At 34.7% G+C, this 23,064-nt stretch carries 20 protein-coding genes and 2 pseudogenes; all 22 read left to right on the top strand.

Translation table 11 applies throughout. From position 1 onward, the window contains the following. Positions 1-101 precede the first annotated feature (101 nt). Positions 102-302, top strand: a pseudogene (locus CLV95_RS19995) (transposase); the annotation flags it as partial. 114 nt (positions 303-416) lie between these two features. Then, positions 417-1,625 carry a TIGR04372 family glycosyltransferase gene (locus CLV95_RS02345; protein ID WP_016561424.1) on the top strand — a complete coding sequence of 403 codons (1,209 nt, stop codon included), beginning with the start codon at positions 417-419 and terminating at the stop codon, positions 1,623-1,625. A gap of 535 nt (positions 1,626-2,160) precedes the next feature. Beyond that, positions 2,161-3,390 (top strand): class I SAM-dependent methyltransferase, encoded by a 1,230-nt coding sequence (locus CLV95_RS02340; RefSeq protein ID WP_002733555.1) that lies wholly within the window; start codon positions 2,161-2,163, stop codon positions 3,388-3,390. Beyond that, a complete protein-coding gene (locus CLV95_RS02335; RefSeq protein WP_002733737.1) occupies positions 3,387-4,478 on the top strand; it encodes a DegT/DnrJ/EryC1/StrS family aminotransferase in 1,092 nt (363 codons plus the stop codon). The genes CLV95_RS02340 and CLV95_RS02335 overlap by 4 nt, the downstream gene beginning before the upstream one ends. A 16-nt stretch (positions 4,479-4,494) precedes the next feature. Then, positions 4,495-5,271: a methyltransferase, TIGR04325 family gene (locus tag CLV95_RS02330; RefSeq protein ID WP_002733741.1), complete on the top strand. Its 777-nt coding sequence runs from the start codon at positions 4,495-4,497 to the stop codon at positions 5,269-5,271. A 207-nt stretch (positions 5,272-5,478) separates the two neighbouring features. Further along, the gene (rfbC, locus tag CLV95_RS02325; RefSeq protein WP_002733611.1) at positions 5,479-6,009 is read left to right on the top strand and encodes a dTDP-4-dehydrorhamnose 3,5-epimerase; all 531 of its coding nucleotides are present in this window, start codon (positions 5,479-5,481) and stop codon (positions 6,007-6,009) included. Positions 6,010-6,252: 243 nt separating this feature from the next. Further along, complete coding sequence (locus CLV95_RS02320; RefSeq protein ID WP_002733732.1) at positions 6,253-7,176, top strand: putative sugar O-methyltransferase; 924 nt, start codon at positions 6,253-6,255, stop codon at positions 7,174-7,176. After that, positions 7,173-8,114, top strand: a complete 942-nt coding sequence (locus CLV95_RS02315; protein ID WP_016749081.1) for an NAD-dependent epimerase/dehydratase family protein — start codon at positions 7,173-7,175, stop codon at positions 8,112-8,114. The genes CLV95_RS02320 and CLV95_RS02315 overlap by 4 nt, the downstream gene beginning before the upstream one ends. After that, positions 8,111-8,515 (top strand): sugar 3,4-ketoisomerase, encoded by a 405-nt coding sequence (locus CLV95_RS02310; RefSeq protein WP_002738232.1) that lies wholly within the window; start codon positions 8,111-8,113, stop codon positions 8,513-8,515. The genes CLV95_RS02315 and CLV95_RS02310 overlap by 4 nt, the downstream gene beginning before the upstream one ends. Next, a complete protein-coding gene (locus tag CLV95_RS02305) occupies positions 8,512-9,447 on the top strand; it encodes an SDR family oxidoreductase (protein WP_002744551.1) in 936 nt (311 codons plus the stop codon). Before CLV95_RS02310 ends, CLV95_RS02305 begins: the two co-directional genes overlap by 4 nt. Then, positions 9,434-10,519 (top strand): glycosyltransferase family A protein, encoded by a 1,086-nt coding sequence (locus tag CLV95_RS02300; protein ID WP_002733688.1) that lies wholly within the window; start codon positions 9,434-9,436, stop codon positions 10,517-10,519. The genes CLV95_RS02305 and CLV95_RS02300 overlap by 14 nt, the downstream gene beginning before the upstream one ends. Before the next feature lie 11 nt (positions 10,520-10,530). Next, entirely contained in the window at positions 10,531-12,318 is a 1,788-nt protein-coding gene (locus CLV95_RS02295) for an ABC transporter ATP-binding protein (RefSeq protein WP_002733589.1), read from the top strand. After that, entirely contained in the window at positions 12,315-12,998 is a 684-nt protein-coding gene (locus tag CLV95_RS02290) for an acylneuraminate cytidylyltransferase family protein (RefSeq protein WP_002733672.1), read from the top strand. The genes CLV95_RS02295 and CLV95_RS02290 overlap by 4 nt, the downstream gene beginning before the upstream one ends. Before the next feature lie 2 nt (positions 12,999-13,000). Beyond that, a pseudogene (locus tag CLV95_RS02285) lies at positions 13,001-13,186 on the top strand (GDP-mannose 4,6-dehydratase); the annotation flags it as partial. A 286-nt stretch (positions 13,187-13,472) separates the two neighbouring features. Then, complete coding sequence (locus CLV95_RS02280) at positions 13,473-14,930, top strand: nucleotide sugar dehydrogenase (protein WP_002733548.1); 1,458 nt, start codon at positions 13,473-13,475, stop codon at positions 14,928-14,930. A 1-nt stretch (position 14,931) separates the two neighbouring features. Then, complete coding sequence (locus tag CLV95_RS02275; protein WP_002733638.1) at positions 14,932-15,924, top strand: NAD-dependent epimerase/dehydratase family protein; 993 nt, start codon at positions 14,932-14,934, stop codon at positions 15,922-15,924. Continuing rightward, positions 15,921-17,066: a DegT/DnrJ/EryC1/StrS family aminotransferase gene (locus CLV95_RS02270; RefSeq protein WP_002733599.1), complete on the top strand. Its 1,146-nt coding sequence runs from the start codon at positions 15,921-15,923 to the stop codon at positions 17,064-17,066. The genes CLV95_RS02275 and CLV95_RS02270 overlap by 4 nt, the downstream gene beginning before the upstream one ends. A 349-nt stretch (positions 17,067-17,415) precedes the next feature. Further along, a complete protein-coding gene (locus CLV95_RS02265; protein WP_002733696.1) occupies positions 17,416-18,036 on the top strand; it encodes an acetyltransferase in 621 nt (206 codons plus the stop codon). Beyond that, positions 18,014-19,048 carry an N-acetylneuraminate synthase gene (gene neuB / locus CLV95_RS02260; protein WP_002733574.1) on the top strand — a complete coding sequence of 345 codons (1,035 nt, stop codon included), beginning with the start codon at positions 18,014-18,016 and terminating at the stop codon, positions 19,046-19,048. Before CLV95_RS02265 ends, neuB begins: the two co-directional genes overlap by 23 nt. Beyond that, entirely contained in the window at positions 19,045-20,202 is a 1,158-nt protein-coding gene (gene neuC, locus CLV95_RS02255; RefSeq protein WP_002738280.1) for a UDP-N-acetylglucosamine 2-epimerase, read from the top strand. Before neuB ends, neuC begins: the two co-directional genes overlap by 4 nt. A gap of 177 nt (positions 20,203-20,379) precedes the next feature. After that, positions 20,380-21,435, top strand: a complete 1,056-nt coding sequence (locus CLV95_RS02250) for a nucleotidyltransferase family protein (protein ID WP_002733775.1) — start codon at positions 20,380-20,382, stop codon at positions 21,433-21,435. A 471-nt stretch (positions 21,436-21,906) separates the two neighbouring features. Then, a complete protein-coding gene (locus CLV95_RS02245) occupies positions 21,907-23,064 on the top strand; it encodes an LA_1612 family putative O-antigen biosynthesis protein (RefSeq protein ID WP_002733563.1) in 1,158 nt (385 codons plus the stop codon).

The raw sequence follows: 23,064 nt of genomic DNA, 5'->3' as shown, positions 1-23,064 counted from the left end.
CGACGGGTTACAAAGGAAAAGATCATCATCCGGAAGATGTTCAAGTTTATCTTTCCAATAAAAGCAGAAAGAAAATGACTCGTTGGGAAAGAATGTGGATGAATAGAAGATCTGCCATTGAACCGGTTATTTCTCATCTGAAACACGATCACAATATGATTCGAAATTTTCTCAAAGGTAAAGAAGGGGATCGTATCAATGCGATTTTATCCGCTGCTGGGTTTAATTTCTCTAAGCTCATTCGAGCTTTTTTTTGTTATTTCGAAAATCTTATCTCTTCATCGTTTTTATTTTCAATTTGATTCTTGTTTCTTTTCATTTCGTCAAAAATCTCAATTTTTCAGGGACGACTAATTAATGTATTTGTTTATTTTTCTTTTTTAAAAAAGAAAGAGAGATCAAAAAAAGAATCCGCAATGCAAACTGTGATTTATAAAAAAATTAATAGGCTTTTTGAATATTTATTCGCATTAATTTTATTTCCAATTATCCTATTGATATTATTTTTTATTCATGCAATAAGGAAATGGAAGCATATTCGATTTGGATATTTTGTGTCTTCCCGAATTGGACATTTTGTTGCGGATGTTGGTATCTCATTTGTGGAAGCTAAAAAAAGTAAGGGGTATTTGGATTTCTATTTTATACCAAAACCTATATCCAATATGCAATGGTATAACATGACATGTAGAAATTTTAATGTAGCTAAAATCGCAGAAGCATTTTATAGAATTGATAAAATAATCTTTAAGAATTCGTTACATAGAATTATTCCTCCAGCGGAAAGATTGAATTCAAGAGACAAAAACGGAGTTTTAAATTCTAATACTGATTTAATATCTTTTACAAAGAATGAAAATATTTTTTGTAAAAATTGGCTTAAGAAAAGAGGATGGAAAGAAGGTGAAGCTTTTGTTTCTTTAATGGTACGAGATTCAGCCTATCTTCAAAACTATATGAGTGGTAGGGACTTTTCTTATCATAATTTTAGAGATACACAAATCAATACTTACCTTAGTTCCGTAAAGCTCTTGGTTGAGATGGGATATTGGGTTTTTCGAATGGGTAAGGTAGCAAATGAAAGATTAGATTATAATCATGAAAGATTTGTAGATTACCCATTTTCAAGGGACCAAAATGATTTACTTGATGTTTGGTTAATGGCTCATTCTCATTTTGTTATTTCTACCGGAACTGGTTTAGATGCAGTTGCAGATATATATCGAAGACCAACACTTTATTTAAATTTAATACCTTTAAGCAATATAAATTCTTGGGCATATGCAATTACCGTTCCCAAGTATCTAAAATGGAAAAAGACAAATAAATATTTAACTTTTAAAGAATATTTGAAAAATAACTATCAACACTCTGAAAAATATCAAGAAGCAGGGATCATGATAGAAAATCTTTCCTCTGAGGATATTTCCGAAGCAGTTCTTGAATTGGAATCTCGTCTGCGTGGAAAATGGATTGAAACGGATGAGGATAAAGAATTGCAGGAACGATTTTGGAAAGAGCTTAAAGGATGGGAGAATTTTTCCAAATATCATGGTTGGCTTCATCCTGAAGCTAGAGTCGGGTCTCATTTTTTGAATAAAGTTGGTTCTGAATTTTTTAACTAAAGTAAGAAAAATAAATTTTTAAAAAATTATAGACAGTTGTGATAAAAATACACCATAGGTCGACCAACTCCAAGGTTCAGATTTGAAAAGACCGAATAAGTTACACTGAGCTAAACATAAACACTTTAAAAAAGATTTTCTTTTAACTTCAACTTTTTTATCCTTCTATATACTTTTGAGTTAAATTCAACAATGGCTTTATATAAATTTACTTAGAGCCGGTCTTAAAACCTGAAGAAAAATATCTCTAAACGATCCGGCAAGTTTTTAAAAAACGTGAGAGTTCTCACAGAAATCGTCGTATTGAAAGTTTTTCCTGTCGTTTAAGATTGTAGTAGCTCCTACATTCCTAAGGTTTTGAGACGGACTCTTATTGAGTTTAGGTATTTCAAGATAATAAAAATTAATTCTTCATCTGTTTCATGGAAACGGTCGATTAAAGCAGTTTTGTTAATCTGAATTATGGAATTTTCGATAACTCTACTGAGAATTTATTCTTTTCAATTATCATTAACGCGTAATCAAGGGAAGTTCGATGAAACAAACAAATTGTAGAGTTTGCAATGAATCGTTGCAAAAGATATTGGATTTGGGTCGTCAACCGTTAGGAAACGGATTTTTGACGGAAGATAAATTTAAGTATGAATATTTTTTTCAGATGGAAGTAGGTTTCTCTGAAACGAGTAAAATGCTACAGCTAATAGAGCAGCCGGAGCCGGAGAAAATGTTTCATGAAGAATATGCTTTCTTTTCCAGTACCTCTAAATATATGGAAAAACATTTTAAAGAATTCGCAGACTTAATCCTCGGATCGAAGTTTCTTTCTAAGGAAAATCCGTTTGTAGTCGAGCTTGGTTGTAATGATGGCATCATGCTTAAGAACTTTGCACAGAGACGTATCAATCACTTAGGGATTGAACCTTCTCGAAACGTGGCCGCGATTGCAAATCAAAATGGTGTAAAAACCATATCAGAATTCTTTGATGCAGATGTTGCAAAAAAAATTGTAGATCAACACGGTCAGGCGGATGCGTTCTTTGCCGCAAATGTAATGTGCCACATTCCGGATATCAAGAGTGTGGTAAAGGGAATCGCAACTCTTTTAAAACCTACCGGAGTCGTAATGTTCGAAGATCCGTATTTGGGGGATGTTGTTGAAAAAACTTCTTACGATCAGATTTACGATGAGCATGTATTTTTATTCTCGGGGCTTTCTATTCAATATTTATTTAATCTTTACGGTTTAGAACTAATCGATTTGCTGCCTCAAAAAACACACGGAGGATCTATGCGTTACGTTTTGGCGCATAAAGGCGCATATCCGGTGAGCGAAACGGTCCATACAATCATCGAAAAGGAAACGAGACAAGGACTTGACAAACTGGAAACATTTATTAAGTTTAGAGAGAATGTTGAAAAATCCAAATCGGATCTAGTTTCGCTTCTGAAGGAAATTAAGTCACAAGGCAAACGAGTTGTAGGCTATGCTGCGACTTCAAAAAGTACAACTATATTCAATTATTGCGGTATTGGACCGGATCTGATCGATTTTATCTCTGATATAACACCGATCAAACAGGGTAAATTTTCTCCTGGAGTTCATATTCCGGTAAAAGCATACTCGGAGTTTAAATCGGTTTATCCAGACTATGCTTTTCTTTTGGCTTGGAATCACTCAGAGGAAATTATGGCCAATGAACAAGAGTTTATGAAATCTGGTGGTAAGTGGATTACGCACGTCCCTTTTGTAAGAGTTATCAAATGATTCTTTGTGCAAATCCATTAGCACAAAATGATTCTTATAAGGATGAAATTCAAAAAGCGATTTCATCCGTTCTCGTAAGTAACCGTTATATTTTAGGCCCTGAAGTTGAGACCTTGGAGGAAGAATTTGCTTCCTTTATCGGCGTAAAACATTCCATTGGGGTTGCGAATGGAACGGATGCAATTGAGATTGCGCTTCGATCCTTAGGAATTGGGCCCGGCGATGAAGTTGTTACGGTTTCTCACACTGCCGTGGCAACGGTTGCCGCGATTGAAGCTGCAGGTGCCACTCCTGTTTTAGTTGATGTTGATCCTAATTTTTTCACATTAGATCCATCTCAGCTGGATGAGGTATTTACGGTCCATACAAAGGCTGTAATTGCAGTTCATCTTTATGGTCAATCTGCTGATTTGGATAGAATCCAAACCTTCTGCCAAGAAAAAGGGATTTATTTAATCGAGGATGTTTCCCAAGCTCACGGTTCCACTTGGAAAGGAAAAAAGCTGGGAAGTATCGGTCACGTTGGTTGTTTTAGCTGTTATCCTACGAAAAATTTGGGAGCGGTGGGAGACGCTGGTTTGATTACTACAAATGATTCTCATCTTGCATCTAAGATGAGAATGCTTAGAGAATACGGATGGAAGGATCGGTATATCAGCGAGTTTGCGGGTCGAAATTCAAGATTAGACGAATTGCAAGCGGCTATTTTGAGGGTGAAACTTCGTAATCTGGATTCCGATAATGGAAAACGTAGAACCATAGCGGCTAAATACGACCAAGGTTTGCAAGCGAAAGCGTTTAAGATTCCTGCAAAAAATCCTAACTCGGAACATGTATATCATCTTTATGTTATTCAGATTGATAAAAGAGAAGAATTGATCCTTCGTCTTAAATCGGAAAAAATTTTTCCGGGTGTACATTACCCGATTCCGATTCATTTGCAACCGGCATATTTGGGAAAAATTAAAACGGCTTCTTCGATGAAAGTAACAGAGGATTTATCAAGAACCGTACTTTCACTTCCTATGTATCCTGAATTACCTTCGGATGATGTGCAGAAGGTTATTTCTTCCGTTTCATTAAAATGAATTTAAGAATTCTTTTATGAAGAAAAAAGAGACTCAAATTTCAAATCAGTTTTTAGTTTGGGATGGCGTCTTTTCGTCGTGGGAAGAGGCGATTCGTTCTGCGGGAGACGTTGACGGAAAAAAAGGTTTTTCTAACGAAAAATGGTTTGAGCGAATTTTAGAACAGCTAAGTTCGTTTCGACTGGAGATCAAAGAATTTGGAATTGCCGTTCCGCCTAGACCTACAAATTTACCGATGATAGTTTCTTTGACAAATTCGAAAATCATTGTCGATTTCGGAGGTTCTTCAGGTTGGATTTATGATTATTTGGATTCTATTGAATTTCCGAGTAAGATTAAAAAGTATTCAATTTTAGAAATTCCTGGTATTGTTTCCAGATCTAAAAGATTCAATCATTCTAGAAAGGTACAATTTTATACCGATTTTAAGAAAATTCCTTTCTGTGATTTGCTTTATACGAACAGTGTAATTCAATATTTTCCTACGAATGAATATCTTATTGAAATTATCGATCAAGTAAAACCTAAGTATATTCTGGTAGATGACTTATATGCTGGAGATAACGATGAATTTTTTTCGAATCAAATTTCTTATGAAAAAAAGATTCCTCATCGATTCTTAAATTTCAAAAAATTCAGAGAAGAGGTGAGTAAAGAAGGTTATCGTTTGATTTTAAAACAACCCTTCAATACTCCGATTTTAGGCAAATACCAACCTAAGCCAATGGATCACTTTCCGCAAAAGTATAGATTGAGATATTCTTTATCTGTAGTTTTTAAAAAGGTAACCTAATGGATCTTGGTTTATAGTTTGTTCCAAATTTTTAAAATTTAGGAACTCTTACAATTTTAAAAATTACGAGAAACTTATACAAAAAGTTGTAAGTCATTTCAGAAGGACAAAATTTATAGGAATTCCTACATTTTTTAGAATTTGTACGATTCTTTTAATAACCTTTTTTTAAGGTTTTTGGGCGAGCTCCTAATATAACTGTAATTTATGAAATTTGAAAAAACAGCAATAGAAGGTCTTCTTATTCTTTATCCAAAAGTTTATGAAGACGAAAGGGGATTTTTTTTAGAAACATACGAAAGTGAACGATATAAAGAAATAGGAATTAAAGAAGAATTTGTGCAGGACAACCATTCTCATTCAGTTAAGAATGTAATCAGAGGAATGCATTTCACAAAAAAAAGACCTCAATCTCAAATTCTAACAGTAATGAAGGGAGCCATCTTTGACGTCGTCGTGGATATTCGAAAAAACTCTTCAACTTTCGGAAAATGGTTTGGAATAGAATTGAGCGACGATAAAATTCGGCAAGTTTATATGTCTTTTGGGTTAGCACATGGGTTTTGTACATTGTCGGACTGTGTTGACCTACACTATAAAGTCAGCGAAAGATACGATCCTAACGACGATGCAGGGTTGAATTATGCTGATCCGATTGTCGGAATTGCTTGGCCGATTCAAAATCCAATTGTTTCTAAAAAGGATAAAACTCATCCCTACTTAAAGGATTTAATCTAAAAGCCTCTACCAAAACCCATGGAAATATTTCAGCAAGTTCTAAACTGATTTTGGTAAGATTGAAGGAGTATCTTTTTATTATATAGAGTTTATTTATGAGAGTACATTTAGAAGTGATTTTAAAGTTTCGTTCTTTGAATATCTAACTTACCAGATAAATTGATTAAAGTATTTGTATATATTGAAATTATATTAGATATCTCGTTTTCGAAAATTATAGATTATCATTAAGGAATCATTTAAATGGAAATTTCAAATCTTTGGAAAGACTTAGTATCAAAATTTCAAAATATAGATGATCATTTTCTAAATTCTTTTAGGATGCCAGGCAATTCAAATAATCGTTTGGCAGCTTGGGATCCATTTGACCCTACAATGAGGTTTTTTAAATTTCTTTTGTTGAACGAATGCGGCCGTAAGCCGGATTCATTTTTTATAAAATATAATAAATTAGGTAACGTAAATTTAGGCAATCCGGTTTTTATTACTGTTGATAGGGAAAAATCTAAGATCCTGTCCGAAATTAATATCGATCATTTTTTTTCTGTAGAAGAGTATGAGTTTCTAGAAGCAAATTTACCTTTGAGAGTTTGCCAGAATATTCTTGAAATAGGGGCTGGTTTTGGAAGGACTTGCCAAGGTTTGATTAAATTGTCTGGTACTGTCAAGTCTTATACAGTTGTTGATTTGCCGGAAATGCTTCTTTTAAGTTCTTCCTATCTGAAAAAAGTTCTATCTAATGATGAATTTGAAAAGGTAACGTTTATTTCTCCTGAAAATATTCACTTAGTCGAAAATATAGATTTGATAATCAATATAGATTCCTTTCAGGAAATGCCAAGACAAACAGTAAAGTTCTATATGGATAATTTGGTCTCTAATGCAAAGTATTTTTATTCAAAAAATCCAATCGGTAAGTATACGCCGGAAAGTATTGGTATTAAATTGGGAAATCCTAATCAAATTAGGGAAGTTTTGACACTTGGTTTATCAACTCAGATAATTGATATTTTTAATGAAAAAGAACTTAGACTTGCTCGAAGACAACATATAGAAGCCTATCAACCATCTAAATCTTTTGTTCTCGTCAATGAATGTCCAATGGAGGAAATATTTCCATATTATCATAATGTTCTCTATAAGAATAATGATAAGAATGTCCAATGAGCGTTTTAATAACTGGATCCTCTGGATTGATTGGCTCAGCTTTGGCCGCAAAATTAGAATTTTTTGGAAAAAAAATTTACTATCATTCTCGTAGTGTTATTGCAGGACCACAAAAAAATACAATTCAGTTTGATCTTAGTGATCCAAATTTGGAAAAGCTGGATTTACCTGAATTCGATGTCGTTTATCATTTGGCTGGTCAGACTAGCGTTCCACAAGCAAAATTGGATCCTGTATCGGACTTACAAATTAATGTATTTGGTTTTTTGAATCTAATTCTATGTTTAAAAAAACAAAAAAAGAAACCGATCGTGATTTTTGCTGGAACGACTACAGAAACCGGCTTACATCAATCAATGTTGATCGATGAAGATGTTAGAGACGAACCGCTCACTTTTTACGATATTAGTAAACTTTCCGCGGAGCATTACCTAAAGCAATGCATCCGTGAAGGTTGGGTTTTGGGATGTATTTTACGTTTGGCTAATGTTTACGGCGGAAGTAAACCGGGTCAGGAAAAGGATAGAGGAATTTTGGATAAAGTGTTTCATCGGGCGTTAAAAGGCGAAACGATTCAAATTTACGGTGATGGGACGTTTTTAAGAGACTACATTCACCTTGATGACGTTGTTTCTGCTTTCATAAGCGCTTCCGATCATATCGAAAATACGAACGGAAAACATTTTATTATCGGTAGTGGAAAATCATATTCTATTAGAGAGGCATTTGAGACCGCTGTAAATATTGCTTTCGAAATCAGCGGACTCAAAACAAAAATTGAATACATGGATCCGCCAATCAATGGTTCGCCGATTGACAGTCGAAGCGTTATTTATGATACGAGTTCTTTTAGATCGGCTACTGGATGGAAACCTAATTTTTTATTGGAATCTGGTCTTCGTCATTCTTATATTCTTAAAAATGGGACAAGTATATGATGGAGCCTAATTTTATTCGATTTCCTTCTTTTATGGAAGAAAATGGTTCGTTAAGCGTTTACGAATCCGGTAAGCAAGTCCCATTTTTAATCCGAAGAGTATTTACAGTTACTGCGAACGTAAACGATATTCGAGGAGAGCATTCTCATCGTAAATGTTCTCAGTTACTAATATGTACGAACGGAAAAATCAAAATTACTTGTGATAATGGGAATTCCGTTACCGAATATCTACTTAAAAATATGAATGAGGGGCTTTTAATTCCACCCGGAATTTGGGCGACACAGCAATATTTAGATATTAATTCTGTTTTACTTGTTTTATGCGATAGAGGGTATGAGATCGAAGATTATATTCGTAGTTATGACGAATTTTTAGAATGGGTAAAGAATCGAAAATGAAAATAATTGTTACGGGAGCCTTAGGACATATTGGTTCTTTGGTTGTTAGGCGCCTTCCGGTATCGTTCCCTGATGCGGAAATCATAATGATCGATAATTTGATGACTCAGAGGTATTGTTCTCTTTTTAACCTTCCGCAAAATGTTAAATATCATTTTGTTGAAGGGGATGTTACTAAGTTGAATTTAGAGAATTTATTTTTTAATACAGACGTAGTCATTCATCTTGCCGCTGTCACAGACGCGGCTGGAAGTTTTGATAAAGCTGATGTTGTAGAAAACAATAATTTTAATTCCACGAAAAAAGTGGCGGAAGCTTGTTTGCAAACAGGAACAAAATTGATCACATTTTCTTCGACAAGTGTTTATGGAACTCAAAACAATTTAGTCGATGAAAACTGCTCTGAGTTTGAATTGAAGCCTCAGAGCCCTTACGCCACTACTAAATTGAAAGAAGAAAAATTAGTTCGTTCTTTGTTTTTGGAGAAAAATTTAAAAGTGGCTATTTTCAGATTTGGAACTATTGTAGGAGTTTCTCCTGGTATTCGATTCCATACGGCAGTAAATAAATTTTGTTGGCAGGCCGCTTTTGGAAAACCGATCACAGTTTGGAAAACTGCGTATGATCAAATGCGACCTTATTTAGAAATCAATGATGCTTGTAATACGATTATCGAGTTTATTAAAAAAGATATTTTCGATGGAGAGATCTATAACGTTCTTACTACGAATGCTACCGTAAGACAGATTGTTGAAAATATTCAGAAATATGTACCAAGTCTGAAGGTGGAGTTTGTCGATAGCCCGATTATGAATCAGTTAAGTTATGAGGTGAATTCGAAAAAGATTCGTGATAAGATAAACATCGAATGGTCCACAGATTTAAGTGCAAGTATTCGAGAGGAACTAACTTTATTAAATGTTATTGGATAAGTACAAAAATTACAAATACGCTTTTTTCCCTTCTAAAAGAGAAAGTTATGATTCTACTAAGCCGATTCTTACGATTATTCATGATGCGTATTTTAATTTGTCTTTAGTGATGCAGGCAATTGAATCGATTTTAAATCAAACGTATCAAAATGTTGAATTGATGTTAATCGACAATGGAGCCCTTGAAGAAGTTTCTTCTTATCTTAGAAAAATTTATGAAGAGAAAAAAAACGTATCTCTGGTTAAGTTCGATCGAAACGTATTTGATTGGAAAGATCCTTGCGTTAGTGTGAGCGTTTGTTGGAATATCGGTTTATTTTACTGTAAAGGGGACTATGTTTCTCATCTATCTTATGACGATTTGCTGAGTAAAAATTATGCGGAGAAGATGGTTTCTTTGTTCTTAGAAAACCCTAATTGCGTAACTGCGGCTCCTTCTGTTGTTTCGATTGATATTTCTGGAAATATAAAGGGAAATAATTTAGATACAAATCGGAGGAAGCGATTTTCTGACGGATTTGTGCTCGCTTTAGATTTACTAAATGGAAACGAAAAGAAACTTTTTTCTGCACCAGGAGAAGTTTTGGTTATACGTAAAGATTTGCTGCTAAAAGAAGGTGGTTTTGATCGAATCGTAGATATTTCTCAGTTATTAAAATATGCGATTTTCGGAGAAAGCGGTTATGATCCGGATGCGCAAGTTTTTTGGCGTAGTCACGCTGGCCAGACAAATAAACTTTCTAAAGCAAAAGGAGAAATATTTTATCGATCTTTAATAAAGGGTTGGGAGGAATCGAGAATCCTTGAAATTTGGGAAAGTCGATACGATCGTGAGATTTTAAGTCGTGTGAAAAAATTCAAAGACCACCAAATTTCTTCCACTGTATATACTGTTGTAAGTGAAAATACCGCCAACTATAAACTATGGCCAGTGATTCTTTCTCTTAAAAACGTATTGTGTGATTGCCCTCAATTTTTTTTGCAATCTTGTTGGATCGTATTTTTAGGTATATTTAATTTGCCGTTCTTAATTTTGCGAAAAATTTTTAGAAAATTAAGAATGTCTTTTTAAGCCGATTGAAAATGAAAAATCGCTTATTGGTATTTTTGTTACGTGATTTCTTAATTAGGCATCCGAGTTTATTTTTCGGCTTAATATTTGCCGTTCTTATGAGTGGTGGATTGTCGTTATTGGTAGCGGTTAGTGTTGCTCCACTTGCGGATTATTTATTGGATCCAAGCTTAACCAAAGTGAACAATATCACTTTGAAGTTCATATCTATTCTTAAGTTTTTAAAAATTACACCTGGAATTCTGGCCTTCTCAGCAGCATTTGCACTTGGAAATTTAGTGAACTCTTTCTTTATGATTTTGATATTCTTTATCAATCGAAAAATTGGTTATGCAGTCCTTCGTGATTTGAATGTTACCGGATTTCAAAATTTCCTTGAAGCTCGTTGGGGTTTTTTCGGTTCTCTGAGCCAGGGAACTATCTTAAATACATTTCAGCACGAGATTGTCAAAGTGGGCGATGCAATGACTTCGCTCGCAAATCAGCTGGCAGTTTTATTTCAGCTGATTATACTCATATCTTTGCCCATATTTTTAATGCCTTTGATGGTTGTTACTAGTATCGTTACACTTGCCGTATTGACGATTCCGTTTTTGTTGTTGCAGCGTGTTAATAATAGGTTAGGTGCATTGAATACATCTACAGCTAATAGAATGATGGAATTGTTGCACGAAACTTTTCAAGGAATAAAAATTGTTCAAGGATATGGTAGGCAACAAGTTTCTATGTCCAGATATTTAAGAGCATATGACGATCATGTGCAAGTAACATTGACGACACAGATGCTTACAACAGGAGTATCAAATTTACATTATGTAATTGGTATTTTTGCGGCTCTTGCTGGTATGGGAGTGGCGATTGCTTATGGAGGTGTTCTTTCTGAAGTAGCAATTACCCTTTGGAGTTTGCAAAGAGCGATCCCTCTGGCAAATTCCATGTTAGTGAATAAGGTGAATTTAGATAACTTCGTTGGAAGTTACGAACAGTTGCAAAATATGTATAAAAATGCAAAAGATCAAAAAGAACATATGGGAGATAGAACTTTTTTCCGTTTTGAAAACGAAATTAAGTTTGTAGATGTCGATTTTTCTTATCCTAAGAGAAATCAATTGTTCAAAAAATTGAATATTCAAATTTTAAAGGGCGAGATGGTTGCTTTTGTTGGAGAGTCTGGATCTGGAAAGTCTACTATAGTGGATTTGATCTTAGGGTTGCAAGTTCCCACTGGAGGAGCGATTTTTTTGGATGGTGTTGCATTCGATGAATGGAATAAAAACAGTTATCGAGAAAAAATTGGATATGTTCCGCAAGATCCGATTTTGTTTCATTCTTCAATTCGAGATAATCTTTTATGGTCCAAAGAAGACTCGACGGAAGAAGAGCTTTGGGAGGCTTGCAAGATTGCAAATGCGGATCAATTTATTCAAAGGCTTCCTAATGGATTAGATACGATCGTTGGCGATAGAGGAGTTTTACTTTCAGGGGGGCAGAGACAAAGAATTGCTTTGGCTCGTGCTATACTTAGAAAACCGCCTATCTTAATCTTAGACGAAGCAACCAGTTCTTTAGACTCCGAATCTGAGCAATTGATTCAGCAATCCGTCGATTCCATTTCGAGCGAGACGACTATCATCATTATTGCACACCGCCTTTCTACAATTATAAAAGCAAATCGAATCTATGTTTTAAAATCAGGGGAACTTCTGGAAACTGGAAATTTTTCTGAACTCATACAAAAGCCGAACGGTTATTTCGCATCTATGTTTGAAATGCAGACAGGAGCCAGCCTTAGAAAGTGATTGATCAAAAAATTCTTGGCTTGATTCCTGCCCGAGGTGGGTCCAAAGGTATTCCGAGAAAAAATATTAAAATGATGGCGGGAAAACCTTTGATTGTTTGGACGATCGAAGCTGCTTTACAATCCAAGTATTTAACTTCCGTCGTTGTTTCTACCGATGATCTTGAAATTGCAGAAGTAGCAAAACAGGCGGGAGCTTCCGTTCCATTTTTTAGGCCGTCCGAATTGGCGACGGATTATTCTTCTGGAATCGATCCAGTTCTACACGCATTGGACAATCTACCTGAGTTTGATTATGTCATGCTTTTACAACCTACTTCCCCGCTTCGAACAAGTGCTGATATAGATGATTGTATCGAATTTGCTCTGAAGAAAGAGACGAACAGCGTCGTTTCCGTTTGTGAAGCGCAGGAAAATCCGTTCTGGATGTTTCGTTTGGATGATTCATTGAAGATGATTAAACTGTTGAATGTGGAAGATGTAAAGCGCAGACAAGATAGTCCTAAAATATTTTCAGTGAACGGATCAATTTACTTGTCAGAAGTAAATTATTTTCGTGAAAGAAAAAAATTCATCACTGAAGATACTCTCGCTTATTTGATGAACAAGGAGAATTCAATCGATATTGACGATATGATGGATTGGAAATTGGCAGAGATTTTACTTTTGGATAAAATATAAATATGATTCTAATTACCGGTGCAGACGGGTTTATAGGTTCTCATTTGACGGAAACTCTTGTTCGGCAAGGTCACGAAGTAAGAGCATTCGTACTTTATAATTCTTTTAATTCTTGGGGATGGTTGGATCAGTGTCCAGACGACATCAAGGGTCAATTTGAAATTTTTTCAGGAGATGTTCGAGATCCATATGTGCGGCTGTAAGTAAAAAACTCCCTCAAAAATGCAGGGCATACTTATAATACTTAAAACCTTATATAAATATTAGAATTGTTTAAAAAATTAGCCTCCTTTCATTTTTTCATTAGAATGAATGAGTAAAGCCGTCATGTTAATAATAGATGTGAATTTTTTCAGTAATTCTATTTTTGATGTGTAAAGTAATTTAGAGATTAATGAAATTTTAACATAGTTACATCGATAACATAATTTTGTTAAACGTTTCGATGCATAAAGATTAAAAATAAGAAGTGCAATGAAAGAAGAAAAAATGAATTATTCTATTTTTGCGGATAGAGCTGAAGTTAGTTTTGATGGAAAGAATCGCTCCGTTATTTGTGTACAAGGTTTGGGATTTGTGGGTGCTGCGATGGCGGTTGCAATTTCGCAAGCAAGGTCAGAAAGCGGAGATTTAGCCTTTAATGTTTTAGGAGTAGATTTACCGAATGAACAAGGTCAAAAAGTTATAGATAGCTTGAATCGAGGCGAATTTCCAATATCAACAAATGATAACGAGTTGTTGGTCGCTACGGCTTTGGCTAACAAAAATGGTAATTTGGTGGCTACTTCTGATACTTCGGCATATACAATTGCGGATGTAGTTATAGTTGATATTAATCTGGATTTAGGTCAACCCGATGCGGAAGGTGATCCAACAGTCAACTTTGAAAGTTTTTTAAAAGCAATTGATATAGTAGGAAATAGTATTCGTCCCAATTGTTTGGTCCTTCTAGAAACGACTGTGCCGCCTGGTACTTGTAAAAATATAGTCGCTCCTCGTTTATCCGAATGTTTTAAACGCAGAGGTTTGCCAGCAGACGGTTTTTTACTTGCTCATTCCTATGAAAGAGTAATGCCGGGAGATCAATATCTTCAATCTATTATAAATTTTTGGAGAGTCTATTCTGGGTATACGGAAGAAGCCGCTAATGAATGCGAGAAATTTCTAAAACAAATTATTAATACAGCAGATTATGCTTTGACTCGTTTAGATAATACGACTGCTTCTGAGACCGCAAAAGTGTTAGAAAACAGCTATCGAGCGATGAACATCGCATTTATTGAAGAATGGGGTCGTTTTGCGGAGGGTGTAGGAGTCGATCTTTTTCAAGTGTTAAATGCAATACGTGTTAGGCCAACTCATAATAATATTCGACAACCAGGGTTTGGTGTGGGCGGTTATTGTTTGACTAAAGATCCATTGTTCGCTCGTTCGTCTGCTAAATATATATTTAATAGACCTGATATTGATTTTCCGTTTTCTAAAGAAGCGATTCGAATCAATAATATTATGCCTTTAGTAAGCGTTAGAAAATTAGAATCTATGTTAAATGGACAAATTGAAAATAAAAAGGTAATTTTGTTTGGAGTCAGTTATCGAACTGACGTTAGTGATACTCGTTACTCTCCTTCTGAAATATTTGCTAAAGATTTGCAAAGTAAGAAAGTTCAATTAGTTTATCATGATCCTCTAGTCAATTTTTGGGAAGAGATGCAAGTCGTACCTGATAAGGAGTTACCTAATACAGATGGAGTCGATGCAATTGTATTTGCGGTAGGACACAAAGAATACAGGAAGATTGACTTTGTGTCTTGGTTGGGTAAGAATCGACCTATAATACTTGATGCAAATAATGTATTGACGAATGATCAAATTAATGAATTGAAAAAATTAGGCCATACTATTGGTGCAATAGGAAGAGGGGATTTATAAAATGCAGAAAGTATTGATTACTGGTGGTGCAGGTTTTATTGGGGGCCACTTAGCAAATGCTTTGGCCGAAAAAGAAATTGAACTTGTATTGCTGGATAACTTTATTCGAGGTGTTGATGATGATTTTTTGAAAAATTTGACGCAATCGGATAATGTTAGAATACTAAATAGAAATTTACTTCTTGCAGAAAGTTTTAACGATTTAAGTTTTGATTTCGATTATATTTTTCACTTTGCAGCAATTATTGGAGTGAAACACGTTTTAGAAAAGCCTTATTCCGTTTTAAATGACAATGTTGTTCTACTCAATAACACGGTCAATTTTGCTAGAAAGCAAAAATTTCTCAAACGATTCTTTTTTACCTCTAGTTCGGAAATAATGGCTGGATCTTTGTTACACTTAAATATGCCTCTTCCTACCCCAGAAGACTTTCCTATAGCATTGACGGATTTAAATAGTCCTAGAACATCTTATATGCTATCTAAAATATATGGAGAAGCATTATGTATTCATTCTGGTTTACCTTATACTTTAGTTCGTCCTCATAATATATATGGTCCAAGAATGGGATTAGCTCATGTAATTCCTGAGTTATCTAAGAAAATTTATGAATCGGTTGACGGAAGCAATATACAAGTTGCCTCGTTGAATCATAGTCGTGCTATGTGCTACGTCGATGACGCGATTGAAATATTGATAAGATTGATGAATTCCGAAGATTCTGTTAATGGTGTTTTTAATCTAGGCAATCAAGAAACAGAAATTAAGATAAGTGAGCTTGCAGAAATTATAATAAATTTATTTGGTAAAAAGTTACATATTATACCTGGGGATGAAACTTTCGATTCTCCTTCTCGACGTTGCCCTGACATGTCTAAAACCATTTCAACGACGGGATACACTCCCAAGATTGGACTTATAGAAGGAATAGAAAAAACAGTTCACTGGTATGTGCAAAATGTCTTTAACCCTGGAGGAATTTCGGCATCATGATTCCTCTTGCAATACCCGATCTTTCTGGTAATGAATCAAACTATCTACAAGAGTGTATACAAACAACATTTGTATCGTCGGTAGGGCCTTTTGTAACTAGATTTGAAGATATGGTCGCATCCGCTTCCGGTTGTTTATATTCAGTAGCAACCTCTGCAGGTACAACGGGATTGCACGTTGCGCTTACGGCTCTTGGAGTTAGTAAAAATGATTTAGTAATACTTCCCGCATTTACTTTTATAGGAAGTGCAAATTCTATATCACATTGTGGTGCCGAACCTTGGTTGATGGACATTAACTTAAGTTCCCTAACTTTAAATCCTGAACAACTAGAGACGTCGCTTAAAAAAGAAACGGTAAAATCAAATAAAGGATTAATTCATATTCCTAGCGGAAAAAGAGTCGCTGCTGTTATGCCAGTGCATGTTTTAGGAATTCCAGCGGATATGGATCCTATAATTCAAATATCTAAAAAATTCGATTTACCAGTAATAGCGGATGGAGCAGCAGCTTTAGGAGCTTATTATAAGGGTAAATCGATTGGCGCAGTTGGTTCTGACTTAACCGTTTTTTCGTTTAACGGTAATAAAACCGTCACGGCTGGCGGTGGAGGTGCTGTAAGTGGAAATGATGAAGGATTGTTAAATTTAGTAAGGCATTTAACTACTACGGCTAGAATTGGTTCTGATTATGACCATGATAGAGTAGGTTTTAATTATAGACTGACAAATATTCAGGCAGCCGTTGGGTGTGCACAGTTAGAAAGGTTAGAAAAATTTGTAACATCTAAAAGAAGAATTCAAAGAGTATATAATGAAAATTTACTAAACATTAAAGGTATTTCCGCGATTCCAGAGCCTAAATACGGGCAGTCCGCTTCTTGGTTTTCTGGAATTATTGTTGATACGAGTCAATTAGGGTCGTTAAAGGAAATTAGAGAAAAATTAAGAAAGTTGAATATAGATGCTCGCCCTTTTTGGAAACCTATAAACAAACAATTACCTTATGCAAACGTTTCGAAAGAGGATTTATCAAATACAGAAAAAATTTGGGACAAGTTACTGATGCTCCCTTGTTCGACTAATTTGACGGAAGACGATCAAAATACAGTAATTAAGGCTGTACAAGAGGTTTTACGTTGAAGCGTAAGATTTGATTGAAATTATGAAAATTAAAGTAATTATTAATTAGAAGAATCAGAAACTATCTTTTCGTAATTGAAGTTGAAAGATCGTAGACTTTTAATTAAAAAGCAAAAAATTTACAGCGGGATTATAAAACCTTAAAAACGACTGATTCGACATAACCCGCAAGAGTTTCAATATTTTTAGAAATTTGTCAAAAGTTTTAAATCGACATTTTTCAAAACTAAAAATGACTCGCATTTACATTGTTTTTAAGACTTAAGTCAAAATTGTCTTCAAATGAAATTTGTTGGTCCGATCGTTAGAAAATACTGATTAATATTCCAAGACCTGGGAATTGTAATAAATGAATAAAAAGGATATTGTCTTAATTGGCGCTGGAGGTCACTCAAAGGCATGTATTGACGTAATTGAATATCAAGATAAATTTCGTATTATTGGTCTTATTGGGATAAAAGAGGAAATAGGAAAGAGTGTGCTAGATTATGAAATTATAGGTGAAGATTCTGATTTACCCAAAATTCGGAAGAACGTAGAAAATGCATTTGTTGCGGTAGGACAAATCAAAAATTTAGCAATTCGTAAAGAAATTTATAATAAACTCAAATTCCTAAAATTCAATCTGCCTATGATTTTATCACCTTTAGGATACCTATCGAAGTACGCAAAAATTGGAGAAGGCAGCGTTTTAATGCATCATTCCATCGTTAATTCAGGAGCCAATATAGGTGTTAATTCCATTATTAACACTAGAGCACTTATTGAACATGATTGTTCAATAGGAAATCATTGTCATATTGCAACTGCTTCAATTTTAAATGGAGGTGTTCGATTAGGCGATGAATCTTTTATAGGGAGTGGAACTATTATTCGTGAGGGAGTTCATATCGGAAGAAAATGTCTCGTTGGTATGGGCTCGAAAATATTAAAGAATATTGATGATAATGAAAAAATCATATCAAAGTGATAATTCCACTATGAATACTTTAATTATCGCGGAAGCTGGTGTAAATCATAATGGAGATATGAGTATAGCAGAGGAATTGATCAATATTGCGTTTGATGCAGGTGCGGATATCGTAAAGTTTCAGACATTCAATGCAACCGAATTAGCTTCGAAGTTTGCGAAGAGAGCTGATTATCAGATATCTAATATGCAAGAAGATGGGACGCAGGTTTCAATGTTAAAAAAGTTGGAGCTTTCTGTTCAAGACCACTCCCGATTGATTGAAATTTGCAAAAGGAAAAATATTCAATTTCTTTCAACTGCTTTTGATTTGAAAAGTGTCGATCTTTTAATCGAACTTGGTATGTCATTATGGAAAATCCCAAGTGGTGAAATAACTAATCTTCCCTATTTAAAAAAAATAGGAAGCCTTAATCAAAAAATCATTCTTTCAACTGGAATGTCTAATCTTTCTGATATTGAAAAAGCAATTTCCATTTTAGAGGAAAGCGGAACATCAAGGGAAAAGATTACAGTATTGCATTGTAATACTGAATATCCAACCCCATATGAAGACGTAAATTTGACTGCAATGCTTACAATTCAATCTGCCTTTAAGGTAAATGTTGGATACTCCGATCATACAGCCGGGATAGAAGTTGCGATTGCAGCTGTTGCTATGGGTGCGACAATTATTGAAAAACATTTTACTCTGGACCGAAATTTACCAGGACCGGATCACAAAGCGTCTCTCGAACCAGATGAATTGAAAAAAATGATTTCTTCAATTCGCAATATTGAAAAATCAATGGGAGATGGAATTAAAAAACCAAGTAAAAGTGAAAAAAAGAATATCCCAATAGCCAGGAAATCGATCGTTGCTGCTTGTAAAATTTCAAAAGGTGAAATTTTTACTGAGTCAAATATTGTAACAAAGAGACCAGGTGATGGGTTGTCTCCTATTTATTGGGATATGATCATTGGAAAACAAGCTAAACAAGATTTTCAGGCTGATGAATTGATTGAGTTATGAAAAGGAAAATCTGTGTTATTACCGGTACTCGTGCGGATTATGGTTTGCTTCGTTGGCTAATTTTAGAAATTTCGAAATCTTCTAAGCTTACCTTACAAATTATTGCTACAGGGATGCATCTGTCTCCGGAGTTTGGATTAACTTACAAAGAAATAGAAACTGATGGTTTCCATATTGATAAAAAAATAGAAATTCTTTTGAGTTCCGATACTCCGATCGGAATATCAAAATCCATGGGTTTGGGGTTGATCGGTTTTGCGGAAGCTTTCGCCGATCTTAATCCGGACATTGTGCTCGTATTGGGAGATCGATTTGAAATTCTTTCAGCAGTTTCAGCCGCGTTGATTTCCCGAATTCCAATAGCTCATCTGCACGGCGGTGAAACGACCGAGGGAGCATTTGATGAAGGGATTAGGCATTCTATTACAAAAATGTCGCACTTACACTTTGTGGCAGCTAATGAATATCGTAATAGAGTAATTCAGTTGGGCGAAGATTCTTCTAATGTTTTTTTGGTTGGAGGAATGGGAGTCGACGGAATTAAAAAGTCGAATCTTTTAAAAAGGGAAGAATTAGAATCCTCCCTGAATATTAAATTAAAAAAGAATAATTTGCTAATTACGTTTCATCCGGTAACTTTGGAGGCATCTACTGCGAAAGTTCAAATGATCGAGTTGCTTTCAAGTTTGAAAACTCTAAGTTCAGAGACTGGTTTGATATTTACAATGCCAAACGCCGATACTGACGGTCGTATTATTTTTAAGCTTATTGAGGAATTTACTAGTGACCACCCAAATGCATGGCATTTTACTTCTCTTGGTCAAACCCGCTATTTGTCTTGCTTGCAATTTGTAGATGCGGTTATAGGCAACTCTTCCAGCGGGATAATTGAGGCGCCAAGCTTCAAAATTGGCACAATCAATATCGGCGATCGACAAAAAGGCAGATTGAGAGCGAAGAGTATCATCGATTGCGAGCCGAATCGGGGAGAGATCACAAATGCCTTTAAAAAACTTTATTCTTTTGACTTTCAAAAAAATCTTTCTACAACCATCAATCCTTACGGTGAGGGCGGAGCTAGTGAGAAAATTGTTAAAGTATTGGAAACGATTGAAATACAGGGAATTCTTAAGAAGAAATTTTTTGATCTTTAATCCTAAATGTTTATTTCTTTTAAAACATATAAGTAAAGTCGCAAACTCTAAAGTGTTCGGTTTTGAAACAGAACTCCTATCGAAGACAATTAAAAATAAAATCCTTAGGAAAGAAATTTCTTTTTAGATTAATGACTATTGTTTTATTACGTTTAAATCATTTTTAATAAAACTGATATGAAAAACTGGAGAAATACTTTCATTAGTCCTAATTTAACTTTACAGGATGCTATTAAAATCTTAGACAAAGAAGCGCTTCGTATTGTCTTAATCGTTGATGAAAATAATAAACTTTTAGGTACACTTACTGACGGTGATATTCGACGTGCGTTGCTACAGAATAAAGAGCTTACAATTTCAGTGAGTGAAGTTATGTCTTCTAAACCTAAGGTCGCTCATATAAATTGGCCTAAAGAGCGTATGCTCTTGGAAATGGAGAAGTATGATCTTTTACATTTGCCTATTGTAAATGAATACGGCATTGTAACTGGATTAGAAACGGTACATGGTCTTTTAGAAAAACCTAAATTTGATAATCCTGTTTTTCTAATGGCTGGAGGATTTGGAACTCGATTGTATCCATTGACTAATAATTGTCCCAAGCCGATGTTGAAAGTCGGAAATAAACCAATATTAGAATTAATTTTAGAGGGGTTTGTAGCCGCTGGCTTTCATCGCTTTTTTATTTCTACTCATTTTATGCCGGATGTAATCAGGGATCATTTTCAAGACGGGAAACGTTGGAATGTCAGCATCGAATACATTCATGAAGAAAAACCTTTAGGCACAGGTGGCGCTCTCGGATTGCTGCCACACGATCAAATTGATCAGCCTATGTTCATGATGAATGGGGATTTATTGACTAATCTCAATTATCTTTCCTTATTGGAATTTCATGAAAAAGAAGGCGGGGTTGCGACGATTTGCGTTCGAGAATTCGATTATCAAGTTCCTTATGGTGTTATACAATCCAATGGTCATCGTGTGGTTGAAATTATTGAAAAGCCTATACAACGTTTCAATGTCAATGCGGGTATCTATCTATTAAATCCTGATTTCGTAAAATCGGTCAAAAAAGGGCAAATGATAGATATGCCTAGTCTCGTGGAGAAAGAATTGAAGTCTTCTAAACAAATAAACATTTTTCCAATTCATGAATATTGGTTAGATATTGGGAGAATGGAAGAGTTTGAACGTGCTCAAGGAGACTGGGTAGAATTATTTAACGAATGATTTTATCTGAAGGATAGCGATACTCGTGCAGTAGTAAGAAGTTATCAAAATTTTCTTTAATAAGAAAATGTTTCATCATCGAATTAATGAAATTATTTACAGTTTGTCCTAAAACTCCAGTTTACTTTGTCAAAAAGTCAAACACTCAGCACAACGCTCTCTGTGGATTTACGGACAGATTCTTATAATTAAGAGTCTGTCCCAAAACGTAGGAACAATTGCAGCAATCCGCGAGGATTCCGATAAGATCGAATGGTTTTGGGACACGCTCTAAGTATATAATAGGATTCTTATAACCTAGTTTTGAAGCTTATTGATAAGATTTGATTTTTTTGGAAAAAGATTAAATGTCTGTCAAATTTTATCAATTTAGAAATGGATTCTATTATATAGCAAGATGATATTGAACATTCTCTGTGATTTTAAAATTCTTGAAATCATCCTAAGCTATAAAAAAAGAAAAAAATTGAAATGAAAACGTTTCTTAGAAGGTTCCTTTTTGTTTGGAATGCGCGAAAAATTTGGGTGAAACCAAAACGAGCGCCGGTTCTCATATTTGATAGATGCGGATCGGATAATTTCTTTTTTTATCTTGATGAGCGATATGTTTCGATTCTTGACGTAAGGGGGGAAAGTTTTAATTTTTATATTCTTTTAAAATGCTTTTTAACATTTCAAATTTCTAAAAAACATTATTACGCTTATTATATAAATTCAGTCCGGCCAAAAGTTGTGATGACTTTTATCGATAATAATTGGCCGTTTTATAGTCTAAAAAAAATGTGTCCGACTATTACGACAGTTCTTGTACAAAATGGATTGAGAGCAAATTTGGATGAACAGTTTGGTTCGGAAATTTCTAAGGATTCTCTAGTTGATTTTATGTTTCTGTTTAACAAAAATATCGGTGCAATCTATTCTAAGAATCTAAAGGGAAAGATATTTGGAAGCGGTAGTTTTTTGAATAACTATCATTCGGTTTCAAATCAAAATAAAGATAAGTCTATTCTTTTTATTTCTCAATATAGACCTAAAAATGATTCAGGTGTTTTTTTTTATGTAAACGGTAGATCGATTTCTTACGATGAATTTTATTTAACGGAAGAATTTTTATTGAATAAGTTAAGCGCTTATTGTGATCGGAGCGGTTTTCGATTTGTAATCAAAGCTTCTAATTCTAAGGACGTCGAAGACCAATATAAGTTTTTCAAAGAAAAAATTGGAAGTGGAAATTTTGATTTTTTAACTCAGAACAAAAGTTTAAGCGGATATAACGTGGTAGATCAAGCACAGGTCATTGTAGGAATCGACTCCACTCTCGTTTACGAATCCATAGCAAGAGGGAATAGAACGGCTTTTTTCACTTTAAGAAGCGCTTTTGACCCTTCTCGGAAATTTGCATGGCCGGCAGATTATCCTGAAAGCGGCCCTTTTTGGACCAATAAAATGGACGTATCCGAATTTGAACGAGTTATGGATTATATAACACAAGTGAGCGATGAAGATTGGGAAGCGGCTCGCTTAAAATATGTAAAAGATTTAATGGAATACGATCCAGGTAATTCTCAATTTATATCTTTAATGAAAAAATTAAATGTTCCCTTAAAAAGAGAGTTAACGGTAAATTAA

Source organism: Leptospira borgpetersenii serovar Javanica, from assembly GCF_003046425.1.
GTDB classification, from domain to species: Bacteria; Spirochaetota; Leptospiria; order Leptospirales; family Leptospiraceae; genus Leptospira; species Leptospira borgpetersenii.
Note: the sequence above shows the minus strand (reverse complement) of the source record. Positions and strands in the feature narration are given on the sequence as shown.

Coding starts and splice junctions, on each gene's coding strand:
- CLV95_RS02345 (WP_016561424.1), top strand. CDS start 417: ATGCAAACTGTGATTTATAAAAAAATTAATAGGCTTTTTGAATATTTA.
- CLV95_RS02340 (WP_002733555.1), top strand. CDS start 2,161: ATGAAACAAACAAATTGTAGAGTTTGCAATGAATCGTTGCAAAAGATA.
- CLV95_RS02335 (WP_002733737.1), top strand. CDS start 3,387: ATGATTCTTTGTGCAAATCCATTAGCACAAAATGATTCTTATAAGGAT.
- CLV95_RS02330 (WP_002733741.1), top strand. CDS start 4,495: ATGAAGAAAAAAGAGACTCAAATTTCAAATCAGTTTTTAGTTTGGGAT.
- rfbC (WP_002733611.1), top strand. CDS start 5,479: ATGAAATTTGAAAAAACAGCAATAGAAGGTCTTCTTATTCTTTATCCA.
- CLV95_RS02320 (WP_002733732.1), top strand. CDS start 6,253: ATGGAAATTTCAAATCTTTGGAAAGACTTAGTATCAAAATTTCAAAAT.
- CLV95_RS02315 (WP_016749081.1), top strand. CDS start 7,173: ATGAGCGTTTTAATAACTGGATCCTCTGGATTGATTGGCTCAGCTTTG.
- CLV95_RS02310 (WP_002738232.1), top strand. CDS start 8,111: ATGATGGAGCCTAATTTTATTCGATTTCCTTCTTTTATGGAAGAAAAT.
- CLV95_RS02305 (WP_002744551.1), top strand. CDS start 8,512: ATGAAAATAATTGTTACGGGAGCCTTAGGACATATTGGTTCTTTGGTT.
- CLV95_RS02300 (WP_002733688.1), top strand. CDS start 9,434: ATGTTATTGGATAAGTACAAAAATTACAAATACGCTTTTTTCCCTTCT.
- CLV95_RS02295 (WP_002733589.1), top strand. CDS start 10,531: ATGAAAAATCGCTTATTGGTATTTTTGTTACGTGATTTCTTAATTAGG.
- CLV95_RS02280 (WP_002733548.1), top strand. CDS start 13,473: ATGAAAGAAGAAAAAATGAATTATTCTATTTTTGCGGATAGAGCTGAA.
- CLV95_RS02275 (WP_002733638.1), top strand. CDS start 14,932: ATGCAGAAAGTATTGATTACTGGTGGTGCAGGTTTTATTGGGGGCCAC.
- CLV95_RS02270 (WP_002733599.1), top strand. CDS start 15,921: ATGATTCCTCTTGCAATACCCGATCTTTCTGGTAATGAATCAAACTAT.
- CLV95_RS02265 (WP_002733696.1), top strand. CDS start 17,416: ATGAATAAAAAGGATATTGTCTTAATTGGCGCTGGAGGTCACTCAAAG.
- neuB (WP_002733574.1), top strand. CDS start 18,014: ATGAAAAAATCATATCAAAGTGATAATTCCACTATGAATACTTTAATT.
- neuC (WP_002738280.1), top strand. CDS start 19,045: ATGAAAAGGAAAATCTGTGTTATTACCGGTACTCGTGCGGATTATGGT.
- CLV95_RS02250 (WP_002733775.1), top strand. CDS start 20,380: ATGAAAAACTGGAGAAATACTTTCATTAGTCCTAATTTAACTTTACAG.
- CLV95_RS02245 (WP_002733563.1), top strand. CDS start 21,907: ATGAAAACGTTTCTTAGAAGGTTCCTTTTTGTTTGGAATGCGCGAAAA.